General features: G+C 55.6%; 18 protein-coding genes. 14 read left to right on the plus strand and 4 right to left on the minus strand.

Annotated elements, in window-relative coordinates:
• Positions 1-107: 107 nt before the first annotated feature.
• The gene (gene dld / locus PMI17_RS14445) at positions 108-1,802 is read right to left on the minus strand and encodes a D-lactate dehydrogenase (RefSeq protein ID WP_009128197.1); all 1,695 of its coding nucleotides are present in this window, start codon (positions 1,800-1,802) and stop codon (positions 108-110) included.
• Between the two features lie 435 nt (positions 1,803-2,237).
• On the opposite strand from dld, the gene PMI17_RS14450 reads away from it, so the two are divergent.
• The 7 genes from PMI17_RS14450 to PMI17_RS14480 all read left to right on the plus strand — a co-directional run bounded on the left by PMI17_RS14450 (position 2,238) and on the right by PMI17_RS14480 (position 7,097).
• The gene (locus PMI17_RS14450; RefSeq protein WP_009128199.1) at positions 2,238-3,218 is read left to right on the plus strand and encodes a 6-phosphofructokinase; all 981 of its coding nucleotides are present in this window, start codon (positions 2,238-2,240) and stop codon (positions 3,216-3,218) included.
• A gap of 10 nt (positions 3,219-3,228) precedes the next feature.
• On the plus strand, positions 3,229-3,543 hold the full coding sequence (locus tag PMI17_RS14455; RefSeq protein WP_008110086.1) for a PTS sugar transporter subunit IIB: 315 nt from the start codon (positions 3,229-3,231) through the stop codon (positions 3,541-3,543).
• A complete protein-coding gene (locus PMI17_RS14460; protein ID WP_008110085.1) occupies positions 3,536-4,909 on the plus strand; it encodes a PTS sugar transporter subunit IIC in 1,374 nt (457 codons plus the stop codon). The genes PMI17_RS14455 and PMI17_RS14460 overlap by 8 nt, the downstream gene beginning before the upstream one ends.
• Positions 4,896-5,738, plus strand: a complete 843-nt coding sequence (locus tag PMI17_RS14465) for a class II fructose-bisphosphate aldolase (RefSeq protein WP_009128201.1) — start codon at positions 4,896-4,898, stop codon at positions 5,736-5,738. The genes PMI17_RS14460 and PMI17_RS14465 overlap by 14 nt, the downstream gene beginning before the upstream one ends.
• A gap of 62 nt (positions 5,739-5,800) precedes the next feature.
• Positions 5,801-6,070: a hypothetical protein gene (locus PMI17_RS14470; protein WP_009128204.1), complete on the plus strand. Its 270-nt coding sequence runs from the start codon at positions 5,801-5,803 to the stop codon at positions 6,068-6,070.
• Positions 6,071-6,078: 8 nt separating this feature from the next.
• The gene (locus tag PMI17_RS14475) at positions 6,079-6,516 is read left to right on the plus strand and encodes a PTS sugar transporter subunit IIA (RefSeq protein WP_009128206.1); all 438 of its coding nucleotides are present in this window, start codon (positions 6,079-6,081) and stop codon (positions 6,514-6,516) included.
• Positions 6,513-7,097 carry an AAA family ATPase gene (locus PMI17_RS14480; protein WP_009128207.1) on the plus strand — a complete coding sequence of 195 codons (585 nt, stop codon included), beginning with the start codon at positions 6,513-6,515 and terminating at the stop codon, positions 7,095-7,097. Before PMI17_RS14475 ends, PMI17_RS14480 begins: the two co-directional genes overlap by 4 nt.
• Here PMI17_RS14480 and PMI17_RS14485 read toward each other — a convergent pair.
• Positions 7,046-7,975 carry a LysR family transcriptional regulator gene (locus PMI17_RS14485; protein WP_009128208.1) on the minus strand — a complete coding sequence of 310 codons (930 nt, stop codon included), beginning with the start codon at positions 7,973-7,975 and terminating at the stop codon, positions 7,046-7,048. The genes PMI17_RS14480 and PMI17_RS14485 overlap by 52 nt on opposite strands.
• A gap of 181 nt (positions 7,976-8,156) precedes the next feature.
• On the opposite strand from PMI17_RS14485, the gene PMI17_RS14490 reads away from it, so the two are divergent.
• The 6 genes from PMI17_RS14490 (at position 8,157) to PMI17_RS14515 (ending at position 14,098) form a co-directional block, all read left to right on the plus strand.
• On the plus strand, positions 8,157-9,326 hold the full coding sequence (locus PMI17_RS14490) for an MFS transporter (RefSeq protein ID WP_009128209.1): 1,170 nt from the start codon (positions 8,157-8,159) through the stop codon (positions 9,324-9,326).
• A 79-nt stretch (positions 9,327-9,405) separates the two neighbouring features.
• Positions 9,406-10,200: an SDR family NAD(P)-dependent oxidoreductase gene (locus PMI17_RS14495; protein ID WP_009128210.1), complete on the plus strand. Its 795-nt coding sequence runs from the start codon at positions 9,406-9,408 to the stop codon at positions 10,198-10,200.
• 275 nt (positions 10,201-10,475) lie between these two features.
• The gene (locus tag PMI17_RS14500; protein WP_009128211.1) at positions 10,476-10,832 is read left to right on the plus strand and encodes a hypothetical protein; all 357 of its coding nucleotides are present in this window, start codon (positions 10,476-10,478) and stop codon (positions 10,830-10,832) included.
• A 49-nt stretch (positions 10,833-10,881) separates the two neighbouring features.
• Positions 10,882-12,882 (plus strand): protein-disulfide reductase DsbD, encoded by a 2,001-nt coding sequence (locus PMI17_RS14505; RefSeq protein WP_009128212.1) that lies wholly within the window; start codon positions 10,882-10,884, stop codon positions 12,880-12,882.
• A complete protein-coding gene (locus tag PMI17_RS14510) occupies positions 12,882-13,604 on the plus strand; it encodes a DsbA family protein (protein ID WP_009128218.1) in 723 nt (240 codons plus the stop codon). Before PMI17_RS14505 ends, PMI17_RS14510 begins: the two co-directional genes overlap by 1 nt.
• Entirely contained in the window at positions 13,601-14,098 is a 498-nt protein-coding gene (locus tag PMI17_RS14515; protein WP_009128219.1) for a protein disulfide oxidoreductase, read from the plus strand. Before PMI17_RS14510 ends, PMI17_RS14515 begins: the two co-directional genes overlap by 4 nt.
• Before the next feature lie 16 nt (positions 14,099-14,114).
• On the opposite strand, the gene PMI17_RS14520 is transcribed toward PMI17_RS14515, so the two are convergent.
• Complete coding sequence (locus PMI17_RS14520; protein ID WP_009128220.1) at positions 14,115-14,444, minus strand: cupin domain-containing protein; 330 nt, start codon at positions 14,442-14,444, stop codon at positions 14,115-14,117.
• 128 nt (positions 14,445-14,572) lie between these two features.
• Between PMI17_RS14520 and PMI17_RS14525 the strand changes: the two genes are divergently transcribed.
• Complete coding sequence (locus PMI17_RS14525; protein WP_009128221.1) at positions 14,573-15,211, plus strand: RpiB/LacA/LacB family sugar-phosphate isomerase; 639 nt, start codon at positions 14,573-14,575, stop codon at positions 15,209-15,211.
• A gap of 307 nt (positions 15,212-15,518) precedes the next feature.
• On the opposite strand, the gene PMI17_RS14535 is transcribed toward PMI17_RS14525, so the two are convergent.
• Positions 15,519-16,274: an ABC transporter ATP-binding protein gene (locus PMI17_RS14535; protein WP_036621330.1), complete on the minus strand. Its 756-nt coding sequence runs from the start codon at positions 16,272-16,274 to the stop codon at positions 15,519-15,521.
• Positions 16,275-16,281 lie beyond the last annotated feature (7 nt).

The following is a 16,281-nucleotide window of genomic DNA, read 5'->3' on the forward strand; positions in this document are numbered from 1 at the left end:
CCGGTCCGTCAGGAATCGCGAGGGAGCGAAGGCACCGCGAAGCGGCGGGATGGGCTGGCGCAGGGCCGGGGAGATACCGTCTTAATTATGTTTTAGCAAGAGGTACTTTATCGCCAAAACTTCTTCTTACTGGTTTTGCCAATCCCCGGATTGCAGCTGTTGGTAGGATCGAGCTGCTTCCAGTGCTCAACGTGCTCGCATGAAGCCTCATACAGATGTCCGACATTGTGCTCGGCGGGATATTTAGCCCCGCGCTGCTCCAGATACCGCTTCACCTCTTCCTTAAACACTTTGGCGTCGTAGCCCGGTTTCAGCACGTAATCCTGGTGATTCACAAAACAGAAGAAGTGCCCACAGCATGAATCGACCTGCACCTGCGACGCCAGGTGATCCGGCAGCGTCAGGCGCCACGCATCATCATTTCGCCGTAGCGCCACGTCGAAGGCCACCAGCCGCTCGTTGGGGTTGTAGCCTAGCGCATCACAGTAGGAGATGGTGCAGCCGCCCACGCCAAAACGCACCAGAAACGCATCCGCCGCTTCACGTGCATCGCAGTGGAAAAAGCCGCCCGCGTGTTCTGCAAAGAATGACTGCAACAGCGCTTGCAGTTCAGCGGTTTGCTGCGATTCGACTTTAATCATCAAATGGTGTTGATACTCGCTGCGGTAAGCCATGATGCGCGGCGCGATAAAGCTCGGCGTCAGTTGGTTAAAGCATTGCAGCATCCGATCAACAAAATTGCGTGGCAGGAACTTCAGGTGACTGACGCGCACATCCCATTTGGCTTTCTTTGCCATCATCTGTGGAATCGCCTGCGGACCGAGTTTGCGGATCGCCAGATACATATGCTTGGCGTAGCGCACCGTCAAATCAAAGGCGTTGCGATGGATATATTCCGCCTGCAGAGGTAACTCGCTCATGCGGGTTAACAGATAACGCCGCAGTTCAACCAGCACGCTTTCATCATCGGTGCCGATGTAAAAAGTATCGCTGCCGGCACTGGCTTCGAAGGTGGGCAAGCGCACGGCAAACACCACCACTTTTCCTGCACTGCCGGCGCTGTCGTGCAGGTAGCGCAGGTCACCGTTAAAGCGTGCCGGAGAGTCTGCCGCGACGTCACGCAGGCGATCGGCGTAATCATCAGCCCAGATTTTCCCCTGCCAGTCGGGCTGCTCGCCGGTTTGATAGTGCTGCTGCGTCAGCGCGTCCAGCATTGCCTCCGGCGTCTCGCCCAACGCAATACCCAGGTGATTGACCAGCTCTAATCGGCCATCGTCATGAATACGCGCGAACAGCGACTTCTCGGTAAAGGCCGGGCCGCGGCGAATCAGCGAACCGCCGGAATTATTACAGATGCCGCCCACCACTGACGCGCCGATGCAGGACGAGCCAATCACCGAATGCGGCTCGCGGCCCAGTGGCTGCAAGGTGTGCTCCAGTTCGGTGAGGGTGGTACCGGGAAACGCAATCACCTGACGCGCCTGATCGATCACCTGCACACCTTTAAGCTGGCGGGTGCTGATGATCACCACATCGCGATCGTAATCGTTGCCGTCGGGCGTGGAGCCACCGGTGACGCCGGTATTCGAGGCCTGCATCAGTACGATGACGTCGTGCGCCACGCACACCTGCAACGTTTGCCACAGCTGCAATAAGCTTTGCGGTAACACCACCGCCAGCGCTTCGCCACGTCCGACGCGGAATCCTTTTATATACCAGGCTTTATCATCAGCATGGGTTAATAACTGCTTGTCACCCACCACGTCAGCCAACTCACGCAACATTTCCTTCTGCATGCTCATCTTCTCTCTTATTTATTCTTTATCCGCCACGGTATTGGACAAGCGCAGCCGCATTGAGTCAATCATTGACTGGCACTGGCAGGGAAATAACGCACGCAATCATTATCCCTTTATCTTTTACGGAATAAACGTCAGGGAACGATAAAAATGCGCGGGAAATCACAAAATAGATCGAAAGAAAACGAGCGTTAGCGGCGTTAATTATACCGGTAAGTTTAGCTAGCTGATTTAAATATAACAGTATGATTTTGTTAGATATTGTCATCAAAAGCCTGAAGTGTGGATGTGATTTAAATCACAAAATTAAGTCATCAATAAGCGCTGTCAACGATCTCAACAGGGAAATTCATGGCAAAAGTGTGACATCCGTTGCAAATAACAAGTCGGTTAATCGGAAGAATGAATATCAGACGCACAGCATGAAGGGTGATGACAATGAGAATTGGCATGGTGATCAGCGGTGGCGATGTCACCGGGATTAATAACTTTGTGTACCAAATATCGCGCTTAACGCAGGCGGAAATGGTGTTATTCAATGGCGGTATACCGGGTCTGCTGGAAAATAATCACCAGGAAATATCCCAGCGCGATTTAGTGGATTATGCGATTGCCGCTATTCCGGTAATGCAGTCGGGACGCACCAGCAAAAAATTAATTCGGCCCGAATATGAGAGCATTGCTAAACATCTTAAGTCGCTGCGTATTGATGTGTTAATTATGGCCGGCGGCGATGGTTCATTGCAATTCCTGCATACGCTAAGCGAATTTGGCGTCAACTGTTTCGGCGTTGGCATGACCATCGATAATGACGTATTTGGCAGTGATTACAGTATTGGATTCTCCACCGCCTGCGAGCAGGTATTAAAAGAGGTGGCGAAATTACGCAATACCGGGCGTGCGTTAACCGGTCGCGTATTTATGGTGGAGTTGCTCGGCGGCTATTGCGGCGAATTAACCCTGCAGTCGGCGATCAAGTCTAATGCGGATTTCGCGCTGATCCCCGAATGCCAGATTGCGCCGCAGGAGCTGGCTGAGCGTATCACGCAGCGGCTGGTCGCGCAGAACAGCGTGATTATTTTGTGCTCGGAAGGCTATACCCGTGAATATTCACCGGGCTTCCAGGGTGCTATCGACACCTTAATTAAACAAATTGAACCGTTAATCGGTGTCCGTATTCGTAAAACCATTATCGGTTACGGCCTGCGTAATGGCGACCCTACCTGTGAAGAGATTTACCAGGGCACCATTATGGCCAGTGAAGTCGCGCGTTGTATTCAGTCGGGAATGCGCAATAAAGCGGTGATTATTAATGGCAGTAATCGACCGATTCCGATTGATTTAATAAGCATGAAAAAACGCCTGGTCGATACTGAAGGGCATCATTATAAACTCGCTAAACAACTGCAAATTCTGTGAGGAAATAGCCATGCTGAAAATATTATGTGTCTGTGGATGTGGTCTGGGTTCTAGCTTTGCGATTGAGATGAGCGCCAAGTCGGTATTAAAGAAACTCGAAATCGATGCTGATATCGATCACACCACCATTTCTGAAGCCAACGCCTTTAAATCCGACATGATTTTAACCCAGAAAGCCTTCGCTGATGTATTAAATGCCGATGCCAGCCCGGAACAAATTAAGCGGGTGATTATTCTCAATAAGCTCACTGATAAAGCGGAAATTGAAGAAAAAATCGTGGCGTTTATGAAAGAACGTAACTTAAAGGTTGCTAATCATGAATAGTGTGATCGACTTCCTGGTAAAAGATCTATTAGGGCAGGCATCAATATTGATCGCCTTTATTGCCCTGATTGGTCTGCTACTGCAAAAAAAATCGGCGGGAAAGGTGGTGGAAGGCACCTTTAAAACCCTGCTCGGTTTCTTAATTATGATGGCCGGTATCAACATTATTGTTGGCACGCTGACCTTCCTCAACACCATTTTTACCCACGGTTTTGGCATGCAGGGTTATATCACCGACGTTGCCGCCATCGCCGGGTTAGCTAACCGCGAGCTGGGTTCAGAAGTGGCGCTGACGCTGTTGGTGATCTTTATCGTCAATATCATCATTGCGCGTCTGACACCGTTCAAATACATCTTCCTGACCGGTCAGGCGCTGCTGTGGATGGCGACAATCGGTGCGGTGATTGGCTATAAAGCGGGGCTGACAGGTTTACCTCTGATCCTTACCGGCGGCATCTTCGGCGGCATTATGGCGGTGGTGATGCCCGCGCTGGCACAACCGGTGGTGCGCCGCATTACTGACTCCGATGACGTGGCGCTCGGCCACTTCTGCACCATCGGCTACCTGCTGACGGCGGCGGTAGCGAAGGTGGTGGGCAAAGGCTCGCGCTCTACTGAAGATCTCAAACTGCCCGACAACTTTAAATTCCTGCAGGACACCTATCTGTCGATGGCGGTGGTGATGGTACCGATGTACCTGATTCCCGCTGTGGCAGCCGGTCCGGAATTTATCGGTCAGTACAGCAACGGCATGAACTATTTGATGTATGCCTTTATGCAGTCAATTCAGTTCGTGTGCGGCGTGTTCGTGCTGTACAGCGGCGTGCGCCTACTGCTGAACGAATTGGTGCCAGCCTTCCGCGGTATTGCCATGCGTCTGGTGCCCGATGCTAAACCGGCGCTCGACTGCCCGGTGATGTTCCCCTATGCCCCGAACGCGGTGATTGTCGGCTTCCTCGCCACCACCCTGGGTTCGGTAGTCGGCATGCTGGTGTTCCCGATGTTTGGTCTGGCGATGATTCTGCCTGGCCTGCTGACCAACTTCTTTGCCGGTGGCACCGCAGGCGTATTTGGTAATGCGCTCGGCGGACGTCGCGGTGCGATGATCGGTGGTTTCGTACACGGTCTGTTCATCACCTTCCTGCCGGCGATTCTGGTGCCGATGCTGGAAAGCTACGGTTTTACCGGCGTCACCTTCAGTGATTCGGATGTGATCAGTACCGGTCTGGTGCTCGGCCACGCATTCCAGAATAACTGGCTATTCGTCGCGCTGTTTATTGCCTTTATTACCCTTATCGCCTGGTTTGTTAACGGAAAATCCACCAAGTCTAAATCCCATGAGGAAAAGCTCCATGAAACTTTATAACTTTACCGATCTGTTACAGGTGGCTAAAGAACGTGATTTTAAAGCGCTGGGTTCCTTTAATTTGCACTGCCTGGAGATGTTGCCGGCCTTTTTTAGCGCGGCAGAAAAAACCAATAGTCCATTAATGATTCAGATATCTACCGGCACCGCGAAATATCTGGGACATAAATTATTGGTGGATGCCATTCGTTCATTATCAGAGAGCCGCAATGTCCCAACCTGCTTGCATCTCGATCACTGTTCCGATTTAGCCGCGATTCAAACCGCCCTGGATGCCGGCTTCAGTTCGATTATGTACGACGGCTCACATTTACCGATTGAAGAGAACATTGCCAATACGCGTCGGGTTATTGATATGGCACGTCCGCTGGATGTCTCAGTGGAAGCGGAGCTTGGCGCCATTGGCGGCTCTGAAGATGGCAAAGTGGTGGCGATGAGCGAAACGGCTTTCACCACGGTAGACGATGCCAAACGCTTCGTGGAGGAGACCGGCGTCGACATGTTAGCCATCTCCATCGGCACGGTACACGGCTTGTACACCGGCAAAGCGCACATTCAGCATCAGCGCCTGGCGGATATCACTGACGCCACGCATACGCCGTTGGTGTTGCACGGTGGCACCGGCGTCAGCGATGAAGATATGCGTCTTGCGGTGCGCAGCGGCATCGAGAAAGTGAATGTCGGCACTGAGATGAATGTGCAGTGGGTAGCCAACTGTAAGCAGACGTTTGAAAAGGGCAAGGTCAACGACAGCGTGCGCAATTTCCTCGTGCCAGCTAACGACGCGGTGACAAATGTTCTGGTAGAAAAGATTCAGCTGTTCCGCTAATTCCGACTCACTCATGACGTAATAACCTGAGGTGCCCGGCGCCATTCGGGGCAGGAGACGCTATGTTTGGATTCTTGAAAAAGGGCTCGGATAATAAGAGCCAGGATTCACAGGAAATAGATCTTCAGGCTGAAACCATCAGCGGTAAAATAAGCCAGCTAGAGCAACAGCTGGCAAATAATCCGCAGGCGACAGATACGCAAAAACAATTAATGCTAGAGTATAATCGTGCATTAAATATCTTTGCTAAAAGCCGTCGTTTTCGTCAGGAAATTGATCCGCTGTTTGTCAAAATTGATGAACTGCGCAACACCATTCGCAAATCAATTTAGGAGGCAGTATGAGTATTAAACAGCTGCTGCAGGAGGCAAGTGCGATTCAGGTGGGGATCAGCGCCAGGGATTGGCGCGAGGTGATTGCGCTGGCTGCGCTTCCACTGGTCAACGGCGGTTACATCAAAGCCAGCTATCCGGAAGCGGTGATCGCCAATACGCTGGAACATGGCGCGTACTACGTGTTTGAAGAGGGCATTGCCATCCCTCACGCCCGGCCAGAAACCGGCGTGCTGAAAGATTGTTTCAGCATGATTGTGCTGGATGAGCCGATTTCGTTCGACGGCAGCGACAAAGCCGACATCGTGATTATGTTCGGCGCGCGTGATAGCAATGCCCACATTGAAGAGGGCATTCGCGCGATTGTGACGCTGCTGGAAGATGAAGAGACGCTGGTGCGACTGCGCAACGCCAGCAGTGCCGCGGAGGTGATAGACATCCTATGACAACCGACACTGAAGAGAAGGTGGTGGTGCTGGTGAATGGCATTCCGGCGTCGGGCAAAAGCACCCTGACGCGCGCGCTGGCCGAGCAGTTCGGCTTGCCGGTGCTGACGCTGGATAGCCTGAAAGAGCCGTTTATGGCCAGCTTTGCGCCGGTGGATCGCCAGCGCAATCGACAACTGGGCTGTGCTGCTTACCAGGCGATCTGGAAAGTGGTGGCGCAAGCCCCGGCGCGCTGCACCTATGTGATCGATGCCTGGTTTGGCTTTCAACCGCGCGAAGTATTGCAGCAGGGATTGCAGCACGCCGGCGTGACGCGGGTGCTGGAGCTGTGGCTGGCGATTTCGCCGGATGATGCGGTGGCACGCTATCAGTCGCGATTGACGGATCGTATGCCCGGTCATCCCGGCGCCGAGTATTTGCCGGAGCTGCGCAAGCTGGCCGAAAGCGCGCAGCCGATGGCGCTGGGTCCGGTGTTGCAACTGGATGCGCGCAATCCAGACCAGGCGGTCGCCTTTGCCTGGTTGCAGCGTCAGCTGCGACGGCCAATCGCTACCCGGCCGGCGTTATCCGCTTCTGGCTGAAAAACGCGTGCGCTGAGGAAGTCGATCAGCGCGCGCACTTTCGGCGACGGATGTTTGCTGGCGGGCCACAACAGGTGAAACACGTTGCGATGGCAGGCGAAGTCGCCTAATACCTCGCGTAGCGTACCTTGTGCCAGTGCTTCGCGAATCGAGAAATCCGGTAGCATGGCGATTCCTAATCCACGTAGCGCAAAGCAGACGCGAGTCTCAATGTTGTTACAGATCATGGTGGTGGGCAGCGTCAGCTCCTGTTCATCCTCGTAGCCGCGCAGCACCCAGCGCTCCAGCTTACCGGTGGTGTTAAAGCGATAGTGCAGACAAGCGTGCTGCGTCAACGCTTCAGGTGTTTTAGGTTCACCATAACGGGCCAGATAGTCTGGCGAGGCCACCGCGATGGAGTAGGCATAACCCAGCTTGCGCGCCGAGAGGCGTGAATCCGTCGGCGGTCCAGCGCGCATCACCACGTCATATCCTTCGGCAATCACATCGACAACACGATCGCTGAAGTCGAGATCGAGCTGAATGTCCGGATAGGCCTGCATAAAGTCGCCTAACACCGGCAAGATCAGCGAACCCACAATCGGCAGGCTCAGTTTCAAACGCCCGGCGGGACGGCCTGCTGCCTGCGACAGCTCGCTTTCGGCAGCTTCAATTTCGGCCAGAATACGGCGGCAGCGCTGCAGAAACAGCGCGCCTTCGGCGGTCAGCGTGATGCTGCGCGTGCTGCGGTGAAATAGCCGCACGCCAAGTTTATCCTCCAGCCGGGCAATGCTTTTGCCCACCGCCGAGGCGGAAAGACCTAAATGCCGCCCTGCAGCCACAAAGCTGCGGGTTTCCGCCACCTGCACGAACACCACCATACTGTTCAGACTGTCCATGTTGCCTCGCGATTGCGGACATAAATGTCCGTTAAGTCGAGAAATATACCCCGCTTTTTCCGCAATAGAGAAGTGACTACTGTGAAGCTATTCATTATTGAGGAGAGAAAAGCATGCAGGATTTACTTCAGGCGGTGATGCCGCAGGCGCTGGATGAGCCGCAGGAAATGCGGGAGGCGTTATGAGCGATCGTTTACCTTTGATTCCGCTGCTGGCATTAAGCCTGGCAGCGTTTGTCACCATCGTTACCGAGGCGCTTCCCGCCGGATTGCTGACGCCGATGGCGCAGGAGTTATCCATTTCAGTGGCGGCAGCCGGGCAGAGCGTTACGGTGTATGCGGTGGGCTCCTTCCTGGCGGCGATTCCGTTGATGACGCTATTGCAAGGCGTGCGGCGCCGTCGTTTGTTGCTATTCACCCTGGCCGGTTTTACCGCAGCAAATCTGATCACCGCCATGGCTAATGACTACCTTTTACTGCTGATCGCGCGCGGTGTCGCGGGTGCTGCTGCTGGCGTCTTGTGGGCGTTGCTGGCCGGTTATGCCGCGTCGATGGCGCCAGTGGAAAAAAAAGGCAAAGCGATTGCGATAGCGATGGCAGGCACGCCGCTGGCGCTATCGATTGGCGTGCCGCTCGGGACCTTTGTGGGTAACGCCATCGGCTGGCGCCTGAGTTTTATGGCGTTAAGTGGGCTGTCACTGCTGCTGATGCTGGTGCTGCGTCTCACTGCTCCAGAACAGCCCGGGCAAGCGGCACGGCAGCGTTTGTCTCTGGCCACCGTTGCGCGCTTGCCCGGCGTGCGTAGCGTGCTGGCGCTGGTGCTGTGTTTCGTGCTGGCGCATAACATTCTCTACACCTATATCTCACCGTTCCTGCAGCCGGCTGGGTTAATGGCGCGTACCGACGCGATCCTGCTGCTGTTTGGCAGCGGCTCGCTGGTCAGTATCGTCATCACCGGCATAGTAGTGGACCGATATCTCCAGCCGCTAACGCTTAGTTGCATCGGCCTTTTCATCGCTGCAGCGCTGCTGCTGCAATTGAATGTGTCCAGTGCGCTGCTGGTATGGCTGGCGGTGGGATTGTGGGGATTAGCCTTTGGTGGTGCGGCAACGCTGTTTCAAACCGCGATGGTGCAGCGGGCGAGTTCCGCAACTGATGTCGCACAATCGATGTTGGTGACAGTATGGAATCTGGCGATTGCGGGTGGCGGCATGTTGGGCGGCATGTTATTGCAGAATTTCGGTATCGTCAGTTTCACGCCGGTGTTGCTGCTGTTGTTGATTATGGCTTTTGCAGTGGCATGGCGGACGGGACAACGTGCCGTTCGGGCCGCCGTTAATCCCTCGTCGTGATAATAACCGCATGATTTGTCAATGCATATTTGGCGGCATCAACCAGGCTTTTGTGATAACGATCGCATAGGAGAGTTCCATGAACATCGATTTACACGGAAAAACAGCACTGGTCACCGCGTCAACCGGCGGCATTGGTTTTGCTATCGCGCAGGGCTTAGCCGCCAGCGGGGCGGAAGTGGTGTTGAATGGGCGCAGCGAAGCTTCGGTCAGTCGCGCGCGTGAAAAGCTAAACGGTTTGGTGGCGGGGGCAAAAATCCACACCTTCATCGCCGACCTTGGCAGTGCGCAGGGCGTCAAACAGCTGCTCAACGGCTTGCCGCCCATCGATATTCTGGTCAATAACGCCGGGATTTACGGCCCGCAGGACTTTTATGAAGTGGACGATGAAACCTGGGAAGCCTATTGGCAAACCAACGTGATGTCTGGCGTGCGCCTGTCGCGGGCACTGTTGCCGGAGATGGTGAAGCGTGGCTGGGGGCGAGTGGTATTTATTTCCTCGGAGTCGGCGCTGAACATTCCTGCCGAAATGCTGCACTACGGCGTCAGTAAAACCGCGCAACTGTCGCTGGCGCGCGGACTGGCGAAGGTGGTGGCGGGCAGTGATGTGACGGTCAACAGCGTGCTGCCGGGCCCTACGCTTTCCGATGGCTTTGCCGCGATGATGGAAGATGAAGTGAAACGCACCGGCAAGCCGCTGGAAGAGTTAGCGAAAGCGTTTGTGATGGCTCAGCGGCCAAGCTCCATCATTCAGCGTGCCGCTACGGTGGAAGAGGTGGCGAATATGGTGGTGTATGTCTGTTCCAAACAGGCATCAGCCACGTCGGGCGCCGCGCTGCGCGTTGATGGCGGCGTCGTGGATGATATTGTTTAGCCGCATGCTGCGAATGACCTGGTCGCCATGCATGTGAGTTCTGAAGCAGCATATGGCTGCGTCTCCTTCCCCCGCTTGCGGGGGAAGGCCGGGATGGGGGACAGCAAACACCTTTAACTCCAGCGAGCAAACTGTTACCCATCAGCCCGGTTGGTACCCTTATGCCACCAGCTCAAAGTACGCTCCGCACAACAAAGACAAAAGTTTACACTGCAAAGCTTGGTGTTTCTGCTGTCGATGCTTAAAATGCCCGCACTTTTCTCTGAGGCTGCGGCATGACGATATCGCTATCACGCGCAAAATGGATTCTGGCACTGGTTTGTCTGGTGCTGGCGTTTTGTCTCGTCCAGCGCAGCTTCAATTTGCCATCTGCGCCGCTGGCGCAAGTCAGCGCGTCCACGCAGGTAAACGGTAATGACGATGCCAGCGGCAGCGAAAAGCCCTGTGCCCTGAGCGCGAAATCGTTGAGTGCCGCCGCGCCGATCCTGGATACCGCACTGCCTTTCCTGCTGTTGCTGCTGGCGTTGATTGCCACCTTTACGCAACGCTCTACCTCCTTCGGCTATCGCCGGACACCGCTGTTTACGCCACTGCGACGGCGGCATCTGACCCTCTGCGTCTTCCGGGAATAACACTTACGCGTTGCATCGCGTAAACCCTGTTATTCACTGGAGAATCACCATGTCTATATTTATCAGGAGCCTGCTGCTCCTGCTGGCGAGCTGTGCGATCACCGCGCAGGCGGCAGATACTGGCTGGCTGCGCAATGCGCAAAACAGTCACGCGGAAGTGCGTCTACGTAGCGCCAGCCACAATAATGATCAGCAACTGCTGCTGGATATCCGCTTGCAACCTGGCTGGAAAACCTACTGGCGCACGCCAGGTGAAGGCGGCGTAGCACCGGAAATTCGTTGGCAAACGCCAGAGGTTAATGCGCAATGGTTTTGGCCAGCGCCCGCGCGTTTTGACGTCAGCGGTTTGACCACGCAAGGCTACAAAGGCGATATCACGCTGCCAATCACACTGGCAAAACTGTCGAGCCAGCGGCTGGCAGGTACGCTGACGCTCTCGACCTGTAGCGACGTCTGCATTCTTACCGACTTCCCGTTCAGCCTCGACCTGACGCAGCCCGCTGACGCCGATTTTCCGCGCGATTTCGCCGAGGCGATGGGAAAAATTCCGGCGGCAAGCGGCTTAACCGATCAACTCGCCGCCAGCTTCATCAACGGTGAGCTGCAAATCCGTGCCGAGCGTCAGGGTGGCTGGCAAAAGCCAGAGCTGTTCTTCGACTATCCGCCGGGTAGCATGCTGGCGGCACCGCACATCAGTGTTAATGGCGATACGCTCAGCGCGCGCGTGACGGTAACTGATGAGTGGGGTGAAGCGGCACCGGATCTGCGCGGCAAAACGCTGTCGCTGGTGGTGGCCGATGCGGGCATCGCGCAGCAAAGTTCGTTAACCATCGGCGCGGAAACGCTGGTGTCGGGCGAGGCAGCGCAGACCTTCTGGTCCGTGCTGCTGCTGGCGCTGCTGGGCGGTTTAATCCTTAATCTGATGCCCTGCGTGTTGCCGGTGCTGGCGATCAAGCTCAGCAGTTTGGTGCAGCAGCAGGGGCAAACCCAGCGTCAAACGCGCAAGCAGTTCCTTGCTTCCAGCGCCGGCATTATCTTCTCCTTCCTGCTGCTGGCGCTGCTGATGACGGGGCTGCGACTTAGCGGGCAGGCGCTGGGCTGGGGCATCCAGTTCCAGAGTAGCGGTTTTCTGCTGGTGATGGTGCTGGTGATGTTCCTGTTCAGCGCCAGCCTGTTTGATCTGCTGCACTTCCGCTTGCCGTCGGGCCTGAATACTAAATTGGCGACCCAGGGCGGTGAGGGTCTGCTCGGGCACTTCGGACAGGGCGCGTTTGCCACCTTGCTGGCCACGCCGTGCAGCGCACCGTTTCTTGGTACCGCCGTGGCCTACGCGCTGACGGCGCCGCTGCCGCAGCTGTGGCTGCTGTTTGTCGCGCTGGGTGTGGGCATGAGCCTGCCGTGGCTGCTGGTTGCGGCGTTGCCGGGTATGGCGCGTTGCTTACCGCGTCCCGGTCGCTGGATGGTGCATCTGCGCACTGTGCTCGGTTTGTTGATGCTGCTTGCCACCTTCTGGCTGGTGACGCTACTGGTACCGCATTGGGGCAGCACGGTTGCGCTAGTGCTGGCAGTGGCGCTGCTGCTGGTGCTGTGTGGCTGGCTGATTAAACGCCGTGCGCTGCAACAGGCGGGCCTGGTGTTTATCACGCTGACGCTGGCCGGTGCGTTACTGCTTATGACGCGCATCGAGCCGGATGAGGATGCGCTGCACTGGCAGCCGCTGACCGAAGCCGCTATCCATCAGGCGCTCGAGCAGGACAAACGGGTGTTTGTTGATGTCACCGCCGACTGGTGCATTACCTGCAAAGTGAATAAATCCCGCGTGCTTAATCAGCCGGATGTGCGTGCTGCGCTGAAGGCTGATGATGTGGTGCTGCTGCGCGGCGACTGGACGCAACCCGATCCCGCTATCGGTGAGTTCCTGCGTCGCCGCGATCGTGTAGCGATTCCTTTTAACCAAATTTATGGCCCGGCACTGCCGCAAGGCCAGATTTTGTCACCGCTGCTGAGTCGTGAAGCGGTGATCTCCACTCTCTCTGAGGCGAAAAAATAATGAAGAAATCCCTGTTACTGCCATTGATGTTCCTTGCTATGCCTGCACTTGCGGCTGCGCCATTTACTCCGGAGCAGGAAGCGCGCATTAAGGAGCTGATTCGTGAAACATTAGTGCAGAACCCAGCGATTCTGGCGGAAGCGGCTGATGCATTCGATAAAGAAGCGGCACAGCAGCAGCAAAATGTGGTCGCGCAGATGGTGAAGAAAAACCACGATGTGCTGTTCAACGATGCCGGTTCACCGCGCATCGGTGCTGAGAAGCCCGCGCTAACGCTGGTTTACTTCACCGATTACAACTGCGTGTTCTGTAAAAAGTTTGAAGCAGACATAGAAAAGCTGATGAAAGCCTATCCGCAGGTGGCGGTGGTGATTAAGCCGCTGCCGTATCGCGCGGAAACCTCGCTGACCTCGGCACGTCTGGCGCTTACCGTCTGGGAGCAGCAACCAAAGAACTTCCTCAAGCTGCATGAGCGTTTAATGGCGAAGAAGGGCAATCACGATGAAGCCAGTATTGACGCGGCGCTAGAGAAAACTGGCATTACGCTGAAACAGCCAAGCAAAGCCAGCCTCGATACCATCAACAGTAATCTGACGCTGGCGCAGCAGTTGGGTGTGCAGGGCACGCCAGCCACGCTGGTGGGCGATCAGATGATCAGCGGTGCGGTGCCGTATGAACAGCTGGAAGCCGCAGTGAAAGGCGCGCTGCAGGCGAAGCAATGAGTCGCGTGAAGCGCGGGTTACGCGAGACGCTTTTTCTGCTGCTGATAGTCGCTGCGGCGTTGTGGGGCATGGATTGGCTGCGCGCACCGCAGCTGCCCGCTGATTTGGCGCAACAGCCGCTAACCGCGCTGCAGGGCGAGGTTAATCTTGCCGAACTCAGTCAGCATCAGCCGCTGTTGGTCTACGTGTGGGCCACGTGGTGCGGCGTATGCAAGCTCACCACACCCACCGTGGCATCGTTAAGCCAGCAAGGCGTAAAAGTGGTGAGCGTGGCGCTGCGTTCCGGCAATGATGCGCGGGTTGCGACCTGGCTGGAGAAGAAAGGGCTGCAAGGTGTGGCGATCAATGATGAAAGCGGGGCGATCGGCCAGCGCTGGGATATCAACGCTACGCCGACCTTTATCGTACTGCACCAGGGTAAAGTCATCAGCACCAGCAGCGGCTGGACCAGCGGGTGGGGCCTCAAGCTGCGCTTGTGGTGGGCCGCCCGCTGATTTCACTGGCGGCGCGTTACGGTGCCGCCAGAAAATCCTCACGCTGGGGCGTAAAGGTATCCAGCAGCACGCCGGCCTCCAGACAGACGCAGCCGTGGACAATATTGGGCGCTTTATACAGCGTATCCCCCGCGCCGACCTCCTGTGTCTTACCATCAATGGTAAAGGCAAAACGTCCCGACAACACGTAGGTCAGCTGCTCATGCGGATGATGATGCAGCGGACCAATGGCATCCTGCGCAAAAGTCACTTCCACCGCCATCATACTGCCGCCGTGCGCCAGCACCCTGCGGGTGACGCCGTTGCCGAGATCCTCTAACTGCGTGGTGTTTTTATAGATAAACATGTTTTCTCCTTGCCGGTTGCATGGTGAATGTGTGACATAACTCACAGTCAAAAAGGCATTTAAAGGCTGCATTTTACCGTTCTTTGATTAAAATGAAACGGCGTTTCAATTTAATCTGAGGATGGATCATGAAAATCGCTTTGATGATGGAAAACAGCCAGGCTGCGAAGAACGCAACGGTGTTGAAAGAGCTTCAGTCCGTGGCGCAACCGCTCGGACATCAGGTGTTTAACGTTGGTATGAGCGACGAGCAAGATCATCATCTGACCTACATTCACCTCGGCATCATGGCCAACGTGCTGCTGAACAGCCACGCCGTGGATTTCGTGGTGGCCGGCTGCGGCACCGGACAGGGCGCCTTGATGTCACTTAACCTGCATCCGGGCGTGGTGTGCGGTTACTGCATCGATCCCGCCGATGCCTACCTGTTTGCGCAAATCAATAATGGCAATGCGCTGTCGCTGCCGTTCGCCAAAGGCTTCGGCTGGGGCGCGGAATTGAACCTGCGCTTTATCTTCGAAAAAGCCTTCACCGGCGAGAAAGGGCACGGCTATCCGCCAGAGCGTAAAGAGCCGCAGGTGCGCAATGCCGGATTGCTTAATCAGGTGAAAGCGGCATTGCTGAAAGAGAACTACCTCGATTCACTGCGCGCCATCGACCCTGAACTGGTGAAAACCGCGTTGAGCGGCCCACGTCTGCAGCATGCACTGTTTGAGCATGGTCAGAGTGAGGAAATTGCGCGCTTTGTGCGTGAACTGACGCAGTAATCGAGACGCGTTTAACTAAGCCAGGGAAACCTGGCTTGGTTTTTTTACTCTTTATTAAATAGTAATACCCAACGGAATATCTCTATTTGTGGCTAATATGTGACTTGTTGGCTTGAAGTGACACGCTACTTAGACACCGATAGTGTCGGAGAAAATGTCGGAGAAAGTGTCGGAGAAAACACCGGTTAAACTTTCCGCAACCGCCGGGAAAATATTGTCTGCTCTGCATAAATCACCTGAGATGACGATTCCCCTGTTGTTCGTAGGGTGCGCATTGATGCGCACCTGGTCACCATCAATGGCGAACCTACGCCAAAACCCCATTATCCTGCCGACTCGCATCGACCAGCATCTGCGTATAAGCCACTTGCGCGCGGTTGTTTACCAGCGCATCGACATCCAGTGTCTCCAGCACTTTGCCATGCTGCATGACCGCCACGCGATGGCACAGATGCGCCACCACGCCGAGATCGTGCGTGACCATCAAATAGGTCAGCTTCTCCTGCTGCTGCAAGTCGCTGAGCAGGTTGAGGATCTCCGCCTGCACCGATACATCCAGCGCCGACGTCGGTTCATCCAGCAGCAATACGCGCGGCTCAAGGATCAGCGCACGAGCAATGGCGACGCGCTGTCGCTGACCGCCGGAGAGCTGATGCGGATAGCGCGTTTGCCACGCGCGATTGAGGCCCACTTTTTCCAGCATCGCGATCACCCGTTGCTGGCGCTGTCCGATACCGTGAATCTGCAGCGGCTCCTCAAGAATATCGCCGATAGTGTGGCGCGGATGGAGCGATCCGTAAGGATCCTGAAACACCATCTGCACGCTGCGGCAACGCGCGCGGGCGATACGATGCTCAAGCGCGACGCCGTCAATCGCCAGCTCGCCCTGCCAGTGGGTAAACAGCCCGGCCAGGCATTTCAGCACCGTGGTTTTGCCCGATCCCGACTCGCCGACCAGGCCAAAAATCTCGCCCTGGCGAATCGATAAATTGACGTCAAACAGTACCTGATTACAGCGCTCCTCCTCGCCAAAACTGAGGTTGAGATTACTGACGCGGATCATCTCGTTC

The organism is Pantoea sp. GM01, from assembly GCF_000282675.1.
GTDB classification, from domain to species: Bacteria; Pseudomonadota; Gammaproteobacteria; order Enterobacterales; family Enterobacteriaceae; genus Pantoea; species Pantoea nemavictus.